General features: G+C 36.9%; 11 protein-coding genes. 2 read left to right on the top strand and 9 right to left on the bottom strand.

The features are described 5' to 3' along the window. Positions 1–266: 266 nt before the first annotated feature. From BUA76_RS09175 to BUA76_RS09160, 4 genes are all read right to left on the bottom strand, one after another. Complete coding sequence (locus BUA76_RS09175) at positions 267–4433, bottom strand: T9SS type B sorting domain-containing protein (protein ID WP_072884513.1); 4167 nt, start codon at positions 4431–4433, stop codon at positions 267–269. 233 nt (positions 4434–4666) lie between these two features. Next, positions 4667–4957, bottom strand: a complete 291-nt coding sequence (locus BUA76_RS09170; RefSeq protein WP_072884512.1) for a hypothetical protein — start codon at positions 4955–4957, stop codon at positions 4667–4669. Between the two features lie 246 nt (positions 4958–5203). Further along, positions 5204–6184 (bottom strand): 2-hydroxyacid dehydrogenase, encoded by a 981-nt coding sequence (locus tag BUA76_RS09165; RefSeq protein WP_072884511.1) that lies wholly within the window; start codon positions 6182–6184, stop codon positions 5204–5206. A 119-nt stretch (positions 6185–6303) separates the two neighbouring features. Beyond that, positions 6304–6957, bottom strand: a complete 654-nt coding sequence (locus tag BUA76_RS09160; RefSeq protein ID WP_072884510.1) for a protein-L-isoaspartate(D-aspartate) O-methyltransferase — start codon at positions 6955–6957, stop codon at positions 6304–6306. A gap of 130 nt (positions 6958–7087) precedes the next feature. Here BUA76_RS09160 and BUA76_RS09155 point away from each other — a divergent pair, with 130 nt between their 5' ends. After that, a complete protein-coding gene (locus BUA76_RS09155; protein WP_072884509.1) occupies positions 7088–8050 on the top strand; it encodes a Gfo/Idh/MocA family protein in 963 nt (320 codons plus the stop codon). A gap of 63 nt (positions 8051–8113) precedes the next feature. Here BUA76_RS09155 and BUA76_RS09150 read toward each other — a convergent pair whose 3' ends face one another. The 4 genes from BUA76_RS09150 to rpsA form a co-directional block, all read right to left on the bottom strand. Next, entirely contained in the window at positions 8114–9109 is a 996-nt protein-coding gene (locus BUA76_RS09150) for an alpha/beta fold hydrolase (RefSeq protein WP_072884682.1), read from the bottom strand. Between the two features lie 75 nt (positions 9110–9184). Beyond that, positions 9185–10156, bottom strand: a complete 972-nt coding sequence (locus BUA76_RS09145) for an EamA family transporter (RefSeq protein WP_072884508.1) — start codon at positions 10154–10156, stop codon at positions 9185–9187. A 121-nt stretch (positions 10157–10277) separates the two neighbouring features. Next, on the bottom strand, positions 10278–12866 hold the full coding sequence (locus BUA76_RS09140) for a T9SS-dependent M36 family metallopeptidase (protein ID WP_072884681.1): 2589 nt from the start codon (positions 12864–12866) through the stop codon (positions 10278–10280). A gap of 217 nt (positions 12867–13083) precedes the next feature. Next, the gene (gene rpsA, locus BUA76_RS09135) at positions 13084–14880 is read right to left on the bottom strand and encodes a 30S ribosomal protein S1 (protein ID WP_072884507.1); all 1797 of its coding nucleotides are present in this window, start codon (positions 14878–14880) and stop codon (positions 13084–13086) included. A gap of 773 nt (positions 14881–15653) precedes the next feature. On the opposite strand from rpsA, the gene BUA76_RS09130 reads away from it, so the two are divergent. Beyond that, positions 15654–16961: a DEAD/DEAH box helicase gene (locus BUA76_RS09130; RefSeq protein WP_072884506.1), complete on the top strand. Its 1308-nt coding sequence runs from the start codon at positions 15654–15656 to the stop codon at positions 16959–16961. Positions 16962–17025: 64 nt separating this feature from the next. On the opposite strand, the gene BUA76_RS19405 is transcribed toward BUA76_RS09130, so the two are convergent. Further along, positions 17026–19488, bottom strand: a complete 2463-nt coding sequence (locus BUA76_RS19405) for a TonB-dependent receptor plug domain-containing protein (RefSeq protein WP_072884505.1) — start codon at positions 19486–19488, stop codon at positions 17026–17028. Positions 19489–19595: the final 107 nt, after the last annotated feature.

Here is a 19595-nt window from a genome sequence, read left to right as displayed (position 1 = left end):
TATGTTTAATATTTACAGTTGATTGAAAATTCAAAGTTTTAAAGATATTCAAATTCAAAAATTCCTGCAACTAATGCGTGAAAATTTGATGAGTGGCTAATTCCCCTCCTCTGGAAATCGAGGAACGAGATTTCCAAGGAAGGGGAATTCTGTCCATTAAAATACTTCCACATAGGGAAATTCTTTAAGGGAATAACGAATGTAACTTTCAAAAATAAAAAAACCTCACTGAAGATTCAATGAGGTTTCAATTATCTGATTAAGGTTTAATTATTATTCTTTACCAGAATCCAGCCGGTGAAAGTTCTTCCGTCAGGAAGAGTGATAACATACCAATAGCTTGAGGTTGGGATTGCCCGCCCTTTGATTGTTCCGTCCCAGAAAAACTGGGTATTGGAGCTTTGCTCAAAAATCAGCATCTGATAACGGTCAAAAATCTTCACGGTAGATCTTCTGTCTCCGAAAACATGTAGATTTTTAACAATCCATTCATCATTGATACCGTCTCCGTTTGGCGTAATGGCATTTTTAATATCCAGAACTACACCCTGCTGCTTCACAATGCAGTCGCTGTTTACATATTTTACATAGAAAGTGGTAATTCCCGTTGGCAGATTGTAGAATGTATTTCCGGACTGCCATGTTACTCCGTCGATAGAATAAAGGATCGTCTGCAGACCTGTAGCATACACTACGGCTGTATTTCCGTTGAATTCCAGTTTTTCTATTACAGGAACATCAAAATACTTGACTTCAAATGTATCGGTGAATGTACATCCGTTTTCGGCGGTGACGGTAAGCGTATAGTTTCCGACAACTGTAACTCCGGTAATCGTATCTGTTGTTGAGATAATTTGTCCTGCCGGATTGGTCCAGACATAACTAATAATGGTATAGCCTTCAATATTCACCGTATAATCCAAAGAACCTTCCGGACAGAAATAAAGCGTAGGAATATCAAACACCGGAGTCGGTTTCAGTGAAAGATTAATCTGTACAACATTCGGGCAAGAGCCGGGAACACTTACTTTTACATACACGGTATTGGAACCCGGGCCCTGAGTGTAATCAAAGGCTGAAGGTGATGTAATTGCATTGGTTCCCGCATTAAGATCTGCCAGAGAAGGGTAATATGTGAAAGTAACATTTGCTCCTGTATAGATCTGGTTTTGAAACTGCGTTAAATCAATGGTTTCCGTTCCATTATTTCCCGTATCGCAGACCGCAATCTGGAAAGGTCCGGGATTCTGTAAAACCAGTTTATTTCCGAATGTGAAATTTACAGCTGCAATATCATCACAGCCAGGAATATTCTGAACTTTCACCCAAATCTGCGCAGGAAAAGGATTGGCTGTAAAATTAGCAGGATTAGCGATCGCATTCGTTCCGTTTTCCGCATCCTGCTGGGTAAGATAAAAGAAGAATGAATTGGCAGAATTCGGGATATCGACCATCAGATTTGTAAAATTCAGCAGATTGACTTCATAACTTCCGTCTAAATTTTCATCACAGACTGTTATCGTTGAATTAATGGCTTTTGGCGGAAAATAGGTTTTAAGCTGAATAGGCGCCACCGAATAACATCCGGTAGTCTGCGACTGAAATCTTGCCCACAGCTGAACGGAAGAAACAGTTGTTGTAACCGTTGGCCCGATCTGATTGGCTGAATTTCCTGCGTTGGCCTCAGCTGCAGTATTGTAATAGCTGATTGTCATTGATGACAATGGATAGGTATTCTGTGAAGCAACAAATAATTGGGAAACTGCATCACTGAGCATGAACGTTTCATTCAGATTAAATTCTTCGTCACATTTTTCCAGAACGGCAGGAGTTAAAACAACCGGCGGTAAAAAAGTGATCTGAATATTGAGTTTAGATACAGAGAAGCATTCACTGTTATTGAATTTTACTTTTACATATACCGTTGCATTTCCCGCGGAAACAGGAAACTGTGCAGGATTTGCAATCTGATTGGACAATACATTAGTTGCAGGGTTATAATTCAGATAGTATGTAAAACTTACGTTGGATCCTGAATAAATCTGAGGCTGTGCCTGGGTAAGATTATAATTTTCGCTGCCGTCATTGTTATTATCGCAAATGGTATTAAGTGTTAAAGTAACTTCAGGATTTACTGTAGGTGTTGCAGCCAGACTTAGATTTACCGGGTAAATCTGTTCGCAATTATAGGATATTATTTTTACAAAAACCTGCTGGGTTCCGGTGAGGGTAATATTGGTAATCGGATTGGTTCCTGCTATGGCATTGGCAGAAGTCTGATAAAAGATAGTTGTTGCATTCTGATTTCCTATAATTGCCTGAGAAAACTGGGAGAGCTGTACATTTTCCGAATTATCATTATTGAAATCACATACCGTAAATGCAGACTGCACAATTACCGGATGTACGAGATTTACCACCAGAGGCCGCACCGTATAACAATCATCAGAATTTTCAAAACGAACAAAATAAGTCTGTGTTACGAGGTTTCCGTCCGTCGTAATTGTCTGGTTGGGACTTATCGGATTAATTCCCGCATTGGCATTTGCTGCTGTGGTATAAAATTCTGTCACGGGAACCGAAGGTGGAGAGACCAGCATTCCGGCTGAAAGTGTATTCAGATTTACGGCAATATCGTCCGTACCGTTAAAACAGATGTATGTTTTCTTTTCATCAGCAACAATTGTAGTGAACGTTACATTCATATTTACGGTAGCCACAGCAAAACATCCGTTTGGAATTTCCACTCGTACATAGATGGTATAAATCCCGCTTTTAATGGTATTCAAAACTGTTCCCGTTCCGTTAAATGCTTCATTATAGGTATTATACGCTTCAAATACAACTCCGGTTTGGGTTGTAATAAGCGGTCCGATAACCGTTGAATAATTAAATGGTTCCTGATTATCGGCATTGATATCACAGACCGTATAAGTAAAATTTACAGGGTTATTCAAGTTTACACCGGGTCTGAACTGAAAATTAACAGGTCCTAAAATATACGTACAATTGCCTTCCTGTAGCCTTACCCATAGATTGGTAGAAGCTGTGATATTTACTGTTGTTAATGCATTGGTATTGTTCTGGGCATCTGATTGTGACGGATGATATGAAATTCCGGTGGTTCCGGCCGGGAAAAGTTCCGTATTGAAAGAGGTTACATCATAATTGGATTCTACTCCGTCATTATTGGTGTCACAAATTTCAATTGTATTTTTAAGTAAGCTTTTAGAAATAATATTTAACGTAAGCACTGCAATCCTGAAACAGGAAGGTATAACGGGGTTTTGAATTCTGACGTACAAAACCGTATTGCCCGTAAGCGTATAGTTATTGGGCAGAGGATTCACATTGTTCTGTGCATCCTGCTGACTGGTATGAAAGCTGAACTGAAAATTTGCAGGATTCTGCGTGGTGACATTTCCCTGAAAGCTGCTTAATGTAATGTTTACAGCAGTATTTCCACAAAAATTCTGGGTATAATTTTTTGCTATAGGATAAGTAGAATCAAACGTTACCGGAAAGTCATCAGTTAATATAAGATCACTGTTTCCGCAGATGTTAAATTTTACATTGGCGGTAAAGGTATCGTTTTGGGTGGGACAAACCGTTGTCTGTACTCCTGTACCGACATTCTGGCCTGCAGCATTTGTCCATGTAACCTGAGGTTCTATCACATTTCCCAGCGGACTGAATTTCCATCCTTCCTGGAGAGCCTGCCAAACGCCTGTATTCCGGTTTGCAGGAGATATGCCCTGCGTTCCGTCGCTGTTGAGAACACCGATCAAAGCATTTTCAAATTTTCTGGTAGGACATGGGGTAAGTTTTTTTTCAACAAAAACTTCGATGATATTCGTTGTCTCATGCAAAACAATTTGTGATGAAGATCTGTCGGTACACCCGGAAACGCGGCCTTCAAAAAAATTAACAATAAATTTTCTGTAAGGAGCGGTACCAACGGTAGAATAATAAATTTCCGATGCATCTCCTGTAGAAAAAACCATATCATGATAGGCTCCGAAAATTGAATTTTTAGGGAGATTCTCGCTTGGGTTTGTCCACTGTACATTTGGATAATTGATATTTCCAAGCTGAGTCAGGTCAAATGTTACCATTCCGTTCGATCCCACTACAATGGATTGAAAATATTGATTGTAGAAGCAAAATTTAAAAGGCAGATCCAGTTTTACTGCAAAAACATCATCATAGTTTGCATTAAGCGATGTTCCCTGATTCATAGGAATCACAGGACTGTATGTCTCCTGGCTAACCTGATAGCTGGCTGTCTGTCTTAGTACAGGATATTCAACACTTAAGGCAATGCATCCGTTTGTGTCCAGATTATTATTACAGGTAACATTAAAACTTTCATTTCCGGCGCTATCTTTTACCTTTACATTCACGGGAACCTGTGAAAATGTAAATACGCTCATAGAAATGAACAAGATTTGTAAATATTTTAGCATAATTTAATTATAATTAATCACTATTCAATGATAAATTTAATAATTAAAAAATTCAATTGCTTCAACATTAATTATTATTTATGTTAAATAAACATGCTTAACATTTAAATAACTTTCTTTCAATCATTTAGTTTTTTTAATTAAAAAATTAATTATTTCTTACATTCAGGAAATAAAAAACCTTACCGGTTAAGGCAAGGTTAGCGTATCAAGTCGTCGTTTTGTTCTTCGTGATCGTCTTCGTTATCACTATATCCCCAGTAGCTGTTTTCTTCATCCTCCCCGATATCATCGGTTCCGGCCTGATCATCAACTCCGGGAATATCCAGTCCTTTGTCTAACGTATCATCGTTAGTATTTTCATTAAATATGGGTTTTCCATCACCATCTAAAGGGATATGTTCTTCCTGATTAAATATATCTTCACTAGGTTGGTAATCTCTCTGTTCCAATCTTCTTTCCTGTTCCTGTTCGCTGTTTTCTGGTATCATAATATTGTATTTAGTGTTATTATAACATAAACAAAAATAATTCCAAGTCTAAAACAGGTGGTTTGATTTAATAGCTGTAATTCTCTTTTGAACTACGCCTGAAACTGCAATTTAAATATTAAAATTATATAAGGCTTTAATTCCTAAATCCTTACTATTAAAATTGTAAAAGTTTAAAACAGGTTTATCGTAAAACCTATATTAATATTTGACAGATTAAATTTAAGAATAAAATCAATTACTTTTCTATTTTTCTGAATAAATTTCAGGATTGGCCGAAGCAGGCATTTTTTCACCTTTTGAAACGGCAATAAGATTTTCTGCCGCTATTTTTGCCATTCCGTTTCTTGCTTCAGCTGTTGCCGAACCGATATGTGGGAGAACACAAACATTTGAAAGTTCCAAAATCGGGTCATCTTTGTATATAGGCTCCGGATTGGTTACATCAAGTCCGGCTCCCCAAATTTTATGTTCCGTAAGCGCATCATAAAGATCTTTTTGATTGTGAAATCCTCCTCTTGCAGTATTGATAAAAATAGCATTGTCCTTCATTTTTTCAAAAACAGATGCATTGAACAGTTCTGCCTGTTCAGGCTTAAAATTCGCATGAATACTCAGTACATCCGATTGCGAGATCAGTTCTTCGAAGGGAACATATCTTGCGTTCAGTTCATTTTCAGCTTCTTCATTACGATTTCGATTGTGATAAATGATCTCCATATCAAAAGCAGCCTTTGATTTTTTAGCCATTTCATAACCGATTCTTCCCAATCCGAAAATCCCCAGTGTCTTTCCATAGAGCTCCTGTCCAAGTGCGTGAAGCGGATCAAAATCTCCCCAGTTTCCGGACTTTACTTTTTCAAAATTATAGCTGGCTCTTCTCGCCACCGACTGCATAAGGAGAAATGCAATATCTGAAGTGGCCTTACTTAACACATCAGGCGTATTTCCTACGGGGATTTTCCTGCGATTGGCCTCCTGAATATCAACATGATCAAAGCCAACAGAATATAAAGCAATGGCTTTTAAATCCGGGCATTCATTAAAGAAATCTATATCAAATTTAAATTCAGATCCGACACTTAAAATCATGTCGTGACTCTGGCAATATCCTAACCATTCTTCTCTTGTTAAATTGTCATGATCAGGAATAAAAATTTCAAGACCCGCATCCTTTAACATATGGATTCCTATCTCCGGAATCTGTTTATTGATAAATACTTTCATTGTAATGCATTGATTTTTTTAGATGCTGATATTTCATCAAAAAGCAAACCACCAGAGAAAAGTCTCATTAAATTAATAATGGGACGGACCATTTTTACGTTAAATTTATATTGCAAAAACTATAAATTCGTATTGCCCAGCATTGGGACAAATTTATAAGCACCGAACTCTTCTTTCTCAAATTCGGTTGGTGAAATTTTGGTAAACCTATATAAAACCTGCTCATCTGTAGGACCTAAAGGAATCACCATTTTACCACCAACTTTAAGCTGCTTCAGCAATTCAGTAGGTAAAACAGAAGCCCCGCAGGTCACAATAATTTTATCAAAAGGTGCAAAAGTAGGAAGTCCCGCAAAACCGTCGCCGAAACTTTGAAATTTAGGATAAAGACCCATTTCACGAAATTTCTTTTTAGAAAAATCAAAAAGGTCTTTTTGTCTTTCAACGGTGAAAACCAAGGCTTTCATAGCCAGTAAAACGGCCGTCTGATAACCACAACCTGTGCCGATTTCCAGTACTTTTTCACCTTCTTTTACCTGTAAAAGCTCAGACTGTTCCGCCACAGTAGAAGGATGAGAAATCGTCTGATGGGCAAGAATGGGAAAAGCTCTGTCTTCATAGGCAAAATCTTCAAAAATACTTTCTATAAAAAGATGTCTTGGGACTTCATTCATTGCGGAAAGTACATTTTCATCTGATATTCCGATCCTGTTCCTGAGATAATCCACCAAAATCTTTCTTTTACCTTTGTGTACGAACGAGTCTTGCGCCATTTAAATTTAGTTTATATTCCAGGTTTTATTTTTACAAAAGTAAAAAAACATTCAGTATTTGTCAACCTAAAAATGATCATCTGCCTACCGTTCTCTAAAATTCTTATATTTACAAAAATTTAATAAACGTATGTTAAAAGCAGGTTTGGTAGGCGCCGGACATTTAGGAAAGATTCATTTAAAGCTTCTGAATCAGTCGGATAAATATGAATTTGTAGGTTTTCATGATAAAGATGCTGAGAATGGAAAAAAGCTGGAAGCCGAATTCGGATATCCTTATTTTGAAAATTTTGATGAATTGCTGGATAAAATCGATGTGCTGGATATTGTGACACCAACCATTTATCATTATGATTATGCTTTGCAAGCCATTGAAAGAGGCCTTCATTTTTTCATAGAAAAACCGGTAACCCAAACGCTTGAGCAGGCTGAAGAGCTTTTAAGAAAGTGCCGGGAAAAAGGAATCAAAGCGCAGGTGGGCCACGTTGAAAGGTATAATCCTGCTTTCATTGCCACAAAAGAATACATCAAAAACCCGATGTTCATTGAAATCCACAGACTTGCGGAATTTAATCCGCGCGGAACGGATGTTTCGGTGGTACTGGATCTAATGATACACGATCTTGATATCCTGTTAAGCATTGTGAAATCAAAAGTAAAAAACATTCATGCAAGCGGTGTATGTGTGGTGAGTAAAACTCCGGATATTACCAATGCAAGAATTGAATTTGAAAATGGCTGTGTTGCCAACCTTACCACTTCGAGGATTTCCATGAAGGCCATGAGAAAGAGCCGTTTTTTCCAGAAAGATGCTTATATTTCCGTAGATTTCCTAGAGAAAAAAGCAGAAGTCATCCGAATGAAAGATGCACCGGAAAATCCTACTCCTTTTGATATGATTATTGAAAATGCAGAGGGAGAAAAAAATCAGATTTTATTTGAATATCCTGATATTCAACCGAATAATGCAATTCTTGATGAATTGAATTCTTTTGCGGATTCTATTATTGAAAATAAGAATGTGGAAGTTCCCATTGAAGACGGAACGGAAGCGCTGAAAGTAGCTTTACGAATAATGGAACTTATTTCCTGATTTGAAGTAATTTGAAATAAATAATTCCGGCTGCCAGAAACTGGCAGCCGGAATTATTTTTAATTATCTGATAAAATCATACAATGCATTCCAAAATTGATCATAGACTTCAATATGCGGAAGATGGCCTACGTTTTCCAGTTCAACCAATTTTGAGCCTTTAATTTCCTGTTGCGTTTTTTTTTCCAACAACTGATATTGTCCCATTTTTGCCTGCAGTTCCTTTGGTGCTCTATCCTTTCCTATAGCGGTACGGTCTCTTGTTCCGATAATTAAAAGTGTTGGAACGTTAATATTCTTAAATTCATAGCAAACAGGTTGATTGTAAATCATATCTGAGGTCAAAGCAGCATCCCACGCTACTTTGGGATAATCAGGATGTAATGTCCAGCCTGCAATTAAGTCCAGCCAGGGCTGATATTCAGGCTTCCATTTGTTGTCGTAATAGAATTTCATCTGATAATTCTTGTAAGATTCGGCCGTATTCTTTAATTCCGACTGGTAAGCCTGATCTACTGTCTGGTATGATGCAAATGTTTTATAATCTTCCAACCCTATTGGATTTTCGAGAATTAATTTTTCCACTATGTCAGGATAAAGAAGAGTAAATCTTGTAGCTACCATTCCACCCATGGAATGTCCTAAAACGATAGTCTTATCTATATTAAGTTGATCTAAAATTGCTTTCGTATTGTCGGCAAGCTGTGAAAAAGAGAATTGGTAATGCTGTGGCTTGGATGATTTTCCAAATCCGATCTGATCCGGAATAATTACCCTGAAACCCTTATCAGAAAGGTCCTTTGCCGTTTTTTCCCAATAGGCTCCATTAAAGTTTTTACCGTGGAGAAGCAGGATTGTTTTCCCATTCGATTTTTTAGGTTGTAGATCCATGTACGCCATTTTAAGATCGTTATTCTGAGATTCGATATCCAGAAAATTTACCTGAAAAGGATACTCATAATTGGTGAGTTCGGCATCCAAAGGTTTTATTTGTGAAAACAAAGTCCCCGAAAAAAAAACCAGAATTATAATAGCAAGAATATTTTTAAGATGTTGCATAACGGTATATTTATTATTCCATTTAAAGACTGCTTTAAAAGAAAACATTATTTAAATTCATGAATTGTTCAAACTTTATACCACAGCAGGTTCTTTTTTAGAAGGAAGATTCATCAAAACAATCGCAAAAAGAATCAATGCGATCCCAACCCATTGTATTGCGTTTACTTTTTCGCCCAACAAAACAAAAGCCATTGTTACTGAAACAGGCAACTCCAGGGACGATACAATACTTCCCAATCCCAGTCCCGCATTAGGAAATCCAATATTAAATAAAATCGGTGGAACAATCGTGCCGAATAATGCTAGAATAAAACCGTATTTCCAAAGAATTGAATATCTAAAAGCATGGATATGCTCCGTATTTTCCGTAAAATTCAGATAGAAATTTTTTAAGCCATCAATATATAACGGTCCGATTTGTGCAAAAATCAGGAACAAAAAGATTACCACACCACCTCCCGCAAGCATGATGATACTTTTTCTGAGAACCGGAAGATGGGTGGCCAGTTTGTTCGAAGTGAACATGGTAAGCGTGTATGAGGCTGCTGCCATCAATCCCCAAAAAACTCCCTTTAAATCCAGTTCAATTTGTGTATTAACCAAATCTGTCGCCAATACTGTTCCTGCCAGTACAATAATTACGGATATGATTTTTCGTATCTGCGGTATTTTTTTGGTTATAAAACTCTCAACAATAACACTGAACCATACCGACTGCATCAGCAAAACAATCGCAACTGAAACATTAATATATTGAACGGCAATATAATAAAACAGACTTGTACAGCCTAAAGATGTACCCGCCAACAGTAAGTTTCTTACTTCTGCGGAATTGGGTGACGAAAGTGATTTTTTTGAAGTAATGGTCTGGATAAAATTCAATATCAATAGCCCGATCAAGCCTAAAACAAACTGCGATGTTGTAACCTCTGAAGTTGTATAACCATCCTGATATGCGAGTTTTACAAATGTTGCGAGCATTCCGTAAATGCTTGCTCCGATTCCTACAAACAAAACTCCTTTCAATACATTTTTCTTCTGCATGATTCATTTTTAAAAGCCTGCAAAGGTACGGCTAATAAATGAAATAATTTGAGGTGATGCATATAGATAAAGATTCCGGCGCAAGCTACGCTTGCGCCGGAGAATTTTATTGTTGTTTGACTTATTTTTTTACTATTAGTTTTGATGTTTTATCAATACCTATTCCTTTTACTTTTACCAGATAAGTTCCGTTTGTCAGCTTATCGGTAGAAATTGATTTTTTCATATCAGGAGAAATTTTATTTTCAGATAAAATCAGTTTTCCGGACATATCATAAATCTCAACATTTACTTTTCCTAAAACGTTGTCCGGAAAATTAATGAAAAACTCATTTCTAGCGGGATTAGGATAAACTGTAATTGTATTATTGGCAGTATTAACCTCACCTGTTGCTAAAATACAATCTGCCGGCGTAGTAAAATCTTCTATCTGATCATATATATCCGTTTTAGATCCTGCTGATGCATTAACTCCGAGCCCTCTTTTTGCAAAAGTCCGCCAGATCATACAACGGTCCGCTCCTTGTGTGGTAGCAAGTTCGGCATTAAGAATTGCATTTCTTCCATCTATAAATGTAGGATTACAAACCTGAAGTTTCAAAGCATCTGTTACCAACTGAAGTATTCTTGAGCTTCCATTGGTTGTATTGGCTGTAACATCTGATGAGTAGCCATACTTTGCCACATATTGCCAGTGAAGATCCCAAAGTACTGAAGCCCAAATGAATCCGATTGAATGTACATTCGGAACTATTTGCCCACTTGAATTGGTGAATTCCATGCCGTTTGTATCACCATAAGTATAGTCATTGATTGCAAAATCCGGTGAATATTTTGCCGGTCTGATTCCTCCTCCTGAAGTGGGCTGCACTATTGCATAGGTTCCGATTCCTCGTGGTATTGATGCATTGTCGCCCGGTTTATTGGTTAGCATTAATGCAAAAAAATCAGACCAGCCTTCTCCCATTTGCTCTTTGCTTACAGTCGAATTTAAACAGCCGGAACCTGTCCCCGTTAATCTGTTTGAAATACCGTGTCCATATTCATGAACGATAATTCCATTATCAAAACTTCCATCACGAGTCGTAGCATCTTTTTTTAAAGTTACGTTCACAGCGGTATTAACAGAGAGCAGGTCTTTAATGTACTCTCCTTCAGTATTCGAGACTAAAACAGAAGGAATTGTTATTGTTGCATCAGTTCCCGACATATCTGTAACCGTATTGCCATTAGCTAAACTATTATAAATAATCACAGCAGATGCTCCGGCATTCTGTGCATTCTTTACTTTTACGGTAAAACCGCAGGTTCCCCTTTCTATCAAGCCTATTTTTCCGGTAAGTGACCCTGCCGGGATTGCTGTACAACCGTTTAACACAGATGATAACTGCACGTTACCGGTAACTCCTACAGCATCTAAAGGATTTCCAAATTGCGCCGTTCCGACTACAGGCTGTCGGTTTACAGCAGTACCTGGAGCATTATAGAAAAAGATCCTGTTTACAGTGGACCAAAGATACATCTGCATTCTTGGCCTGCTTCCATCAGCCGGACTTGCGAAGTTTGCATTATTGGTTCCTCCTCCATCTTGGGCTTCAGCCTGTACATAATCGTTACCGATACCTCCTAATCCAAAATTCGTATTTTGAAAATTCCTTGCTGAAGGAGTGAATCCAAACGTATAGAAAATATCATGAATTATATTATTCGTGTAAAATAAATTGGTAATAGAAGCACTTTGATTGGTAAAAGGATCATCATTAATACCAAAATAATAATTAAAGTTTCTGGTTGTACCACCATCCGGAGAATATCCGGCTAAATTTTGGTTGGCATTATCATCATAAGCATAGACATTATTCCCTCTTGTAATGGTATATCTTGTATTTCCGTCATAATGCCATCCTTCAGGGGAAGCTGACAGAATCCAGGGATTATTCACAATAGATCTGGAACCGAAGGTAGGAGCTTCAATAGGTAAAGGAAAAATGTTATAACTTGCGTTATCCGGAACTAAGAGTGAGAAACTATTGTCAGAACGTTCGAATACCGGACCGATAAAATGATGCTGAGAATGATCTTCATCATGAGAATATGCGTCATGACGAAAACTGCATGAAAGATTAAGATCTGTTTTGCTGATGATATTTCCATTATCAGCGTCAATAAGAATATCCCAATAATGTGAGGTATCCGGTTCCGGAAAAGAAAAATGATAAGCTAACTTTAAAATTCCATTGTCATAAACATAGATTAATCTTTGCTTTACCATTTTACCATTTTCAGGTTCAGGATCTTTAAATTCTAATATTGGATAAGATTGTATTTTCGGTTGTTGAAGGTATTCAGAAATTTTTTGCAACGCTGCAGCTTTCGTTATTGCAGAATTGCCTGATACTGCTGAATGGTAGTCTTTCACAAAAGTATCTGAATAATAAATAATTTTATGGTCTCTGATGAGTACCGTTCCTTCAGCATTATAAACCGGATATCCATTATACATCTGCTGAAATTTCACAATTTCTCCATTCATTGACTTTGAATTGTCAACATTATCAATGATAAAATTTATAAGATCAGATTTTTTATACTCCCTGATTTTATTTTGAGAAATATACTCTTTTATTAATACTTCATTATCCTGCCCCAAAAAAAATGAGGGTAAAAATGCGTAAAAAGCAAATAGCAATTGTAAATTATTTTTTTTCATAATATCAAATAAAGGAACTAAAATAAAAATAAAATACAATAAAAACAATAAAATATTAAATAAATCAACAAAATATGATTCTAGAAATTAGAATTATATAAATTAATATATTTATAAATTACTTTAATTTATTTATTGAAATTAAAATTATTCATAAAATGATATTAAAACAAAAAAGCCACTCAAACGAGTGGCCTATTTCAAAAATATGTGAAGATTATTTACCTTCTTCCATTTTTCTTTTTAATTCTGCTAATGCATCGATATCTCCAAGAGTTGATCTCTCTTCATTGTTTGAAGATGAAGTAGTATTAGATCTGTTGTTAGAAGCTTCTCTGGCATTCTTTTTCTCTTCATCTCTGAAGATACCTGTGTGAGAAACTACTACTCTCTTAAATTCTTTATTGAACTCGATTACTTTGAAATCAGCTTCTTCTCCTTTCTTGATTTTAGATCCGTCTTCCTTCTCTAATAATCTTGATGGGCAGAAAGCCTCAACTTCAGCATCTTCAAACTGTACAGAAGCTCCTTTATCGTGAACTTCTACCGCTTTACCAGCGTGGATTGTTCCTTCAGCATACTTCGTTTCAAATGCATCCCAAGGATTCTCCGTCAATTGTTTGTGACCTAGAGATAATCTTCTAGCCTGGATGTCAAGTTCAAGAACTACAACATCTAGTTTATCACCAACTGCACAGAATTCAGACGGGTGTTTGATTTTCTTAGTCCAAGAAAGATCAGAAATGTAGATCAAACCGTCAATACCTTCTTCTAATTCTACGAATACACCGAAGTTAGTGAAGTTTCTTACTGTTCCTACATGCTTGGATCCTACCGGATATTTAGCTTCGATATTTTCCCAAGGATCTTTGCTTAATTGCTTGATACCCAAAGAAATTTTTCTTTCGTCTCTGTCCAAAGTTAATACTTCTGCTTCTACTTCATCACCAACTTTTACGAAGTCACCTGCAGATCTTAAGTGAGTAGACCAAGACATTTCAGAAACGTGGATTAATCCTTCTACACCAGGAGCGATTTCTACGAATGCACCATAGTCAGCAAGAACCACTACTTTTCCTTTTACTCTGTCTCCAACTTTAAGGTCAGCAGAAAGAGCATCCCAAGGATGAGCTTCCAATTGCTTCATACCTAACTGGATTCTTGTTTTCTCATCATCAAAGTCAAGGATAACCACTTTCACAGTTTGTCCGTCTTCAAGGATTTCAGACGGATGGTTCACTCTAGACCAAGAAAGGTCTGTAATGTGGATTAATCCGTCTACACCGCCTAGGTCAATGAATACCCCGTAAGAAGTAATGTTCTTAACAGTTCCTTCAAGAACCTGACCTTTTTCAAGCTGAGCGATGATTTCTTTTTTCTGACCTTCGATATCTGCTTCGATCAATGCTTTGTGAGATACTACAACGTTTTTGAACTCAGGGTTGATTTTCACAACTTTGAACTCCATTGTTTTACCTACGAACTGATCGTAATCTTTGATTGGCTTAACATCAATTTGAGAACCAGGTAAGAATGCTTCGATTCCGTGTACGTCTACGATCATACCCCCTTTCGTTCTTGATTTTACAAAACCGTTTACGATTTCACCTGTTTCGTGAAGTTCGTTTACTTTATCCCAAGCTTTAAGCGTTCTTGCTTTTCTGTGAGATAACTGTAATTGACCGGTTTTGTCTTCTCTTCTGTCTACCATTACTTCTACCTCGTCCCCTACTTTAAGGCCTTGGTTGTAACGGAATTCGTTAAGAGAAATAACACCTTCAGATTTGAAGTTGATGTCTACGATAGCCTCTTTGTCAGTTAATCTAACAACTTTACCAACCAATACGTCATTATCGTCCAGGTTGTTTAAAGATCCGTTGTAGATTTCTTCAAGATCGCTTTTCTCTTTTCTAGCATCAGCATCAAGACCGGACTCGAAAGAATCCCAGTCAAATTGTTCAGGTGCTACGTTTTGGTTTAATATTAATTCTGCTGAATTTGTCTCTTTTGACATAATTCTAATAAAATTTGTATTCCTTCTCTTTCAACGGTTTGAATAAATGTGAATTGAAAAATACGGAAGTAATTAATTTTTAGTTATTTACTTTTCAAACCTTTAGTCACAAAAGTGGGTGCAAAGGTACAATATTTATTTGAAATAAACAATTGTTGCAATCAATCCCACAATAATCATAACCCTCTCATTTTCAAAATATTTTAAGGAGCTTACTCTTGCTATCCACTCTTACTCCTCGCTCCGGCGCACTCCGGTCCGGAGCCTTTTGTTCCCCTGCTCATGCTGCGGGGTAACCGTTTCTATCAAGGCTAGGTTCTGTATCATGTGGCTTCGGGAGCCTCAGCCACCTTTGAAATGGCAGTCTTTTTCATTACATCAACACGATCAATATATTTTAAAGCTGAATTTCCGATACTATTAATAAAGCTTAATAAAGAAAAACTGAGCACAATAACAACTCTTGTAACGATTCCTGAATACTTAGCCCGGATTGCAGCAATTGTCTGAGCTCATTTCATGAGTTTCGGCGCGGCAGCTTCGCTGCCGCGCCGAAACTCATGAAATAGCGAGTGCGGAAAGCCGGAATAAGCTCCTGAAAATATAGTTTGAGAGTTAGAGGGTTTGAGAGTTCGAGATTTCGAGGATTTGAGAGCTGGAGGGTTTGAGAACTTATCAATTAATGATCATCCATAAGCAATATTGCAAACTCATATATGCTAAACCACTGCCATTCCAAAACTTTTCAAACATGATTCACTACCTTTGCAGCCATGGAACTACATTCTATTTACCAAAAACTGCAGATTCAGGATATGAATCAGATGCAGAAATCTGTCTATAAAGCGGCGGAGAAAAGCCAGGACATTGTTTTACTATCCCCTACCGGCTCAGGAAAAACACTTGCTTTTTTATTTCCTTTGCTGAGAAATTTAAAGAAAAACGTTACGGGAATTCAGGCTTTGATTTTGGTCCCGGCAAGAGAACTGGCTTTACAAATCGAACAGGTTTTCAAATCAATGGGAACAGATTTTAAAGTTTCGGTTTGTTATGGCGGGCATGATAAAAAAATTGAAGTCAACAACCTTATTGAAGCTCCGGCAGTGCTGATAGGAACTCCGGGAAGGGTTGTTTACCATTTAAGAAACAATAATTTCGATCCGAAAACAATTCAGACATTGGTTTTAGATGAATTTGACAAAGCTTTGGAATTAGGTTTTCATGAAGATATGGAATTTATCTGTAATTCGTTAAAAGGTCTATCTCAAAGAATATTAACGTCTGCAACGGCGATGGAGGATATCCCGGCATTCACCGGACTTAAAGACGAAAAGGTCATCAACTTTTTAAAATTAAATGATGTAAAACCCGATATTCAATTAAAAAAAGTGACAACCACATCGGAAGAAAAGCTGGACACTTTATTTAATTTAATATGCAAGATCGGAAATAAGAGAACCCTGATTTTCTGCAATCACCGTGATGCTGTGGATAGAATCTCCGAACTTCTGCGCCAAAAAGGTATCGACAGGGAAACTTTCCACGGAGGCATGGAGCAGGATGAAAGAGAACGGGCACTTTTGAAATTCAGAAATGATTCGGCAAGAATTTTAATTACTACCGATCTGGCGGCAAGAGGTTTAGATGTTCCTGAAGTTGAATCGATTGTACATTATCAGTTACCTCCGAAGGAAGATGCTTTCATTCACCGGAATGGCCGTACTGCAAGAATGAACGCCAAAGGTTTCGCTTATATGATTATGACAGAAGAAGAAAATTTTCCTTTTATTAAAAATGATACGCCAATAGAGAATGTTGCCGGATTTGAGAAAGTTCCCGAAAAAACACCTTTTCAGACTATTTACATCAGTGTCGGGAAAAAAGATAAAGTAAACAAAGTGGATATTGTGGGATATCTTCTGAAAAAAGGCGAACTGCAAAAAGAAGATGTCGGATTGATTGAAGTAAAAGATACTGCTTCCTATGTTGCAGTTTCCAGAAACAAAGTAAATTCTGTTTTACGAAAGCTAACCAATGAAAAACTGAAAGGTAAAAAAGTGAAAATGGAAGTAGCTTATTAAAAGAGTTGCTTTCAGCAGAAAGCAACTCTACACCACCATTATATAAACACTATTTAGGGCATTATTAAAATTTTATATTATATCCCAGCATAAATTGTGTCCCAAAGATGCTGAAATGCTGCGCGTCATAGCTTGATTGCTGATATCTTCCATTAAAGGTGACTGCATTATAAATTTCATCATAAGAAGTACCGGAAGGCAGATTTACCAATTTCCATTTAGGAATAACATTAAAGATATTCATAACGCTCAAATTGATTGTGTTTTTATCATTAATATTATAGTTGATTAGAAGATCTGATGTTACTCTGGGACTAAATTCCAGATATGACTGCGAAGATGCAGCAGGATCATTCCAAGCCAAATTGGCTCCCGGCATTCCGCTATTCGCATACTTAGCTTTTCCAAACAGCGTGTTATTCAGTGAAAAGTTCCATTTCTGAATGGCATAATCAATTCCAAATACTGCTTTTAAAGAAGGTCTTGATGTTGTAGCAAGCGCTTCTTCTGTTCTATTGAAAGGAGCTACGAGATTTAATCCATCCAATTTGCTTGAATTCTCTGTGATTTCAGAATGATTGATATTCATCGCCAGATTGAGAGCAAGTTTTCCCGCTGCTATATTGATATTTCTGTAATTGGCAACAAGGTCTACACCTAAAGTATTGGTATCTACTCCATTAATAAAAAAGCTTGCTGCTGTAACGTTGGAAATTCCAATTGCTGATAAAGGATTTAAAATAGTAGCCTGGTCATTCATTCTGGAACTCAATAAAATTCTATCATAAAGCTTGATAAGATAGCCGTCTATAGTAATTGAGAAATTTTTATTGGGCTGAATACCAAGTCCAAAAGTGAAGTTCAGGGATTTTTCGGCATCAAGACTAGGAATTCCTACTGCTTTAGCCTCTTTTCCTACATTATTAAAAAGTCCTTCCGATACAATATTTCCGTTTGAAAAAACATTCTGAATAGTTGAGAGATAAACCTGTTGAAGAGACGGAGCTTTAAATCCTGTAGACGCAGAAGCTCTTGCAATAAGTTTTTTTCCTATGATATTTTGTTTCGCACTCACCTTCCAAACCAATGCATTTCCAAAATCACTGTAATTTTCAAAGCGTGCTGTAGCATTAAACGAAGTAGCTTCAGAAATGTCAAATGCAGCATCTGCATATACACCAACATTATATCGTGAAAATATTCCAGCATTGTCCTGAGAAATACCCGGAAAAGATATAGCTCCCGTCTGAAAATAGGAGCCGGGATCCCCGGCATAGATTTCATATTCTTCTCTTCTTGCTTCCGTACCAAAAGCCAATGCAACACTTTCTGAAAATCTTTTGGTGACATCTATATTACCCACAATATTATTGAATCTAAAACCACCAGGTTTAAAATTGATAGGACTGGATGCTCCCAAAGAGGAATTAAAAGTATTTCCAACTGTATATAAAATCTTATTGCCCCCAAATGTAGCACTCATATCTATATTCCAGTCGTTTTCAGTTTTATTTTTATACCCGAGTGTTGCTCCATAATCGGTAAGATCACCAATAAAAGTCGGAGTAAATCCATCCGGTGAATTAATTACATTATTAGGATTCACCCAATAAGGAGTTCTGTGATTAGCAAAACTATTCACTTTTTTTACCGCAAGTGAAGCATTAGCGTACAAACTGGAATGCTCAGATAAAACAACGGAAGAATTTACTAAAAAGCTTATATTGCTTTTTTTAGGATAGGCATTTTTGTTCTGTGCGTCTGGGTATTTCGCAAGGTATGATTCCACTACATTTTGATTGGCACCGAAAGTTTGTGCTTCCCAATAAGCATTTACATTTCCATTTCTGTAGGCATAGTCATTATTTTGAATATTAGATGAAAAAGTCACAAATCCTCCGTTTTTAAATGTTGTTCCGGTAATGATATTAAAGTTTTGAGAAAATCCGTCGCCTTTGGAAAACAATCCGAAGTTCGCGTTGGCTTCAGTAAAGTCTATTTTATCCTTTAAGATAATATTGATAACCCCTGCAATTGCATCAGAACCATATTGTGCAGAAGCTCCATCACGAAGAATTTCTATTTTTTTTATCGCAATACTGGGTATAGCGGAAAGATCGGTTCCTGTCTCGCCTTTTCCAATTGTATTTTGTGTAAAAATTAAAGAAGATTGATTTTTTCTTTTTCCGTTGACAAGAACAAGCGTTCTGGAAGATCCCATATTTCTTATTTCAAATGGGTCAAGCAATGAAGTTGCATCCTGCACTGCAGCACTTGTAGAATTAAAGGAAGGAATTCTGTATTGTAGAGTCTGCCCCAACGGAGTATATCCGGACGACTTAATAATAGATGCATCAATATTATCAATCGGAAGAGGCGTAGTGACACTTGACCGCGGCGCGGCTCTTGTGCCCACCATAACAAGTTCATCAATTTTGGTTGTTGACACCGAGTCTTTCTCTTGTGCTTTTAATAAACTTACGGCGCATATCAAAAATGCAACCGCAACATAATTTTTTTTCATCATTCAGTCTTTTTAAATCAATTTCGAGTAAATGTATTGAATAAAATTTAAATTTACATCAATTTAATTATCAATTATTCAATCAACTACTTTAATAATTTATTTAAATT

Origin of the sequence: Chryseobacterium takakiae (assembly GCF_900129385.1) — a bacterium.
Lineage (GTDB): Bacteria > Bacteroidota > Bacteroidia > Flavobacteriales > Weeksellaceae > Chryseobacterium > Chryseobacterium takakiae.
The sequence above is the reverse complement of the archived record's forward strand: the minus strand, read 5'-3'. Positions and strand labels throughout refer to the sequence as shown.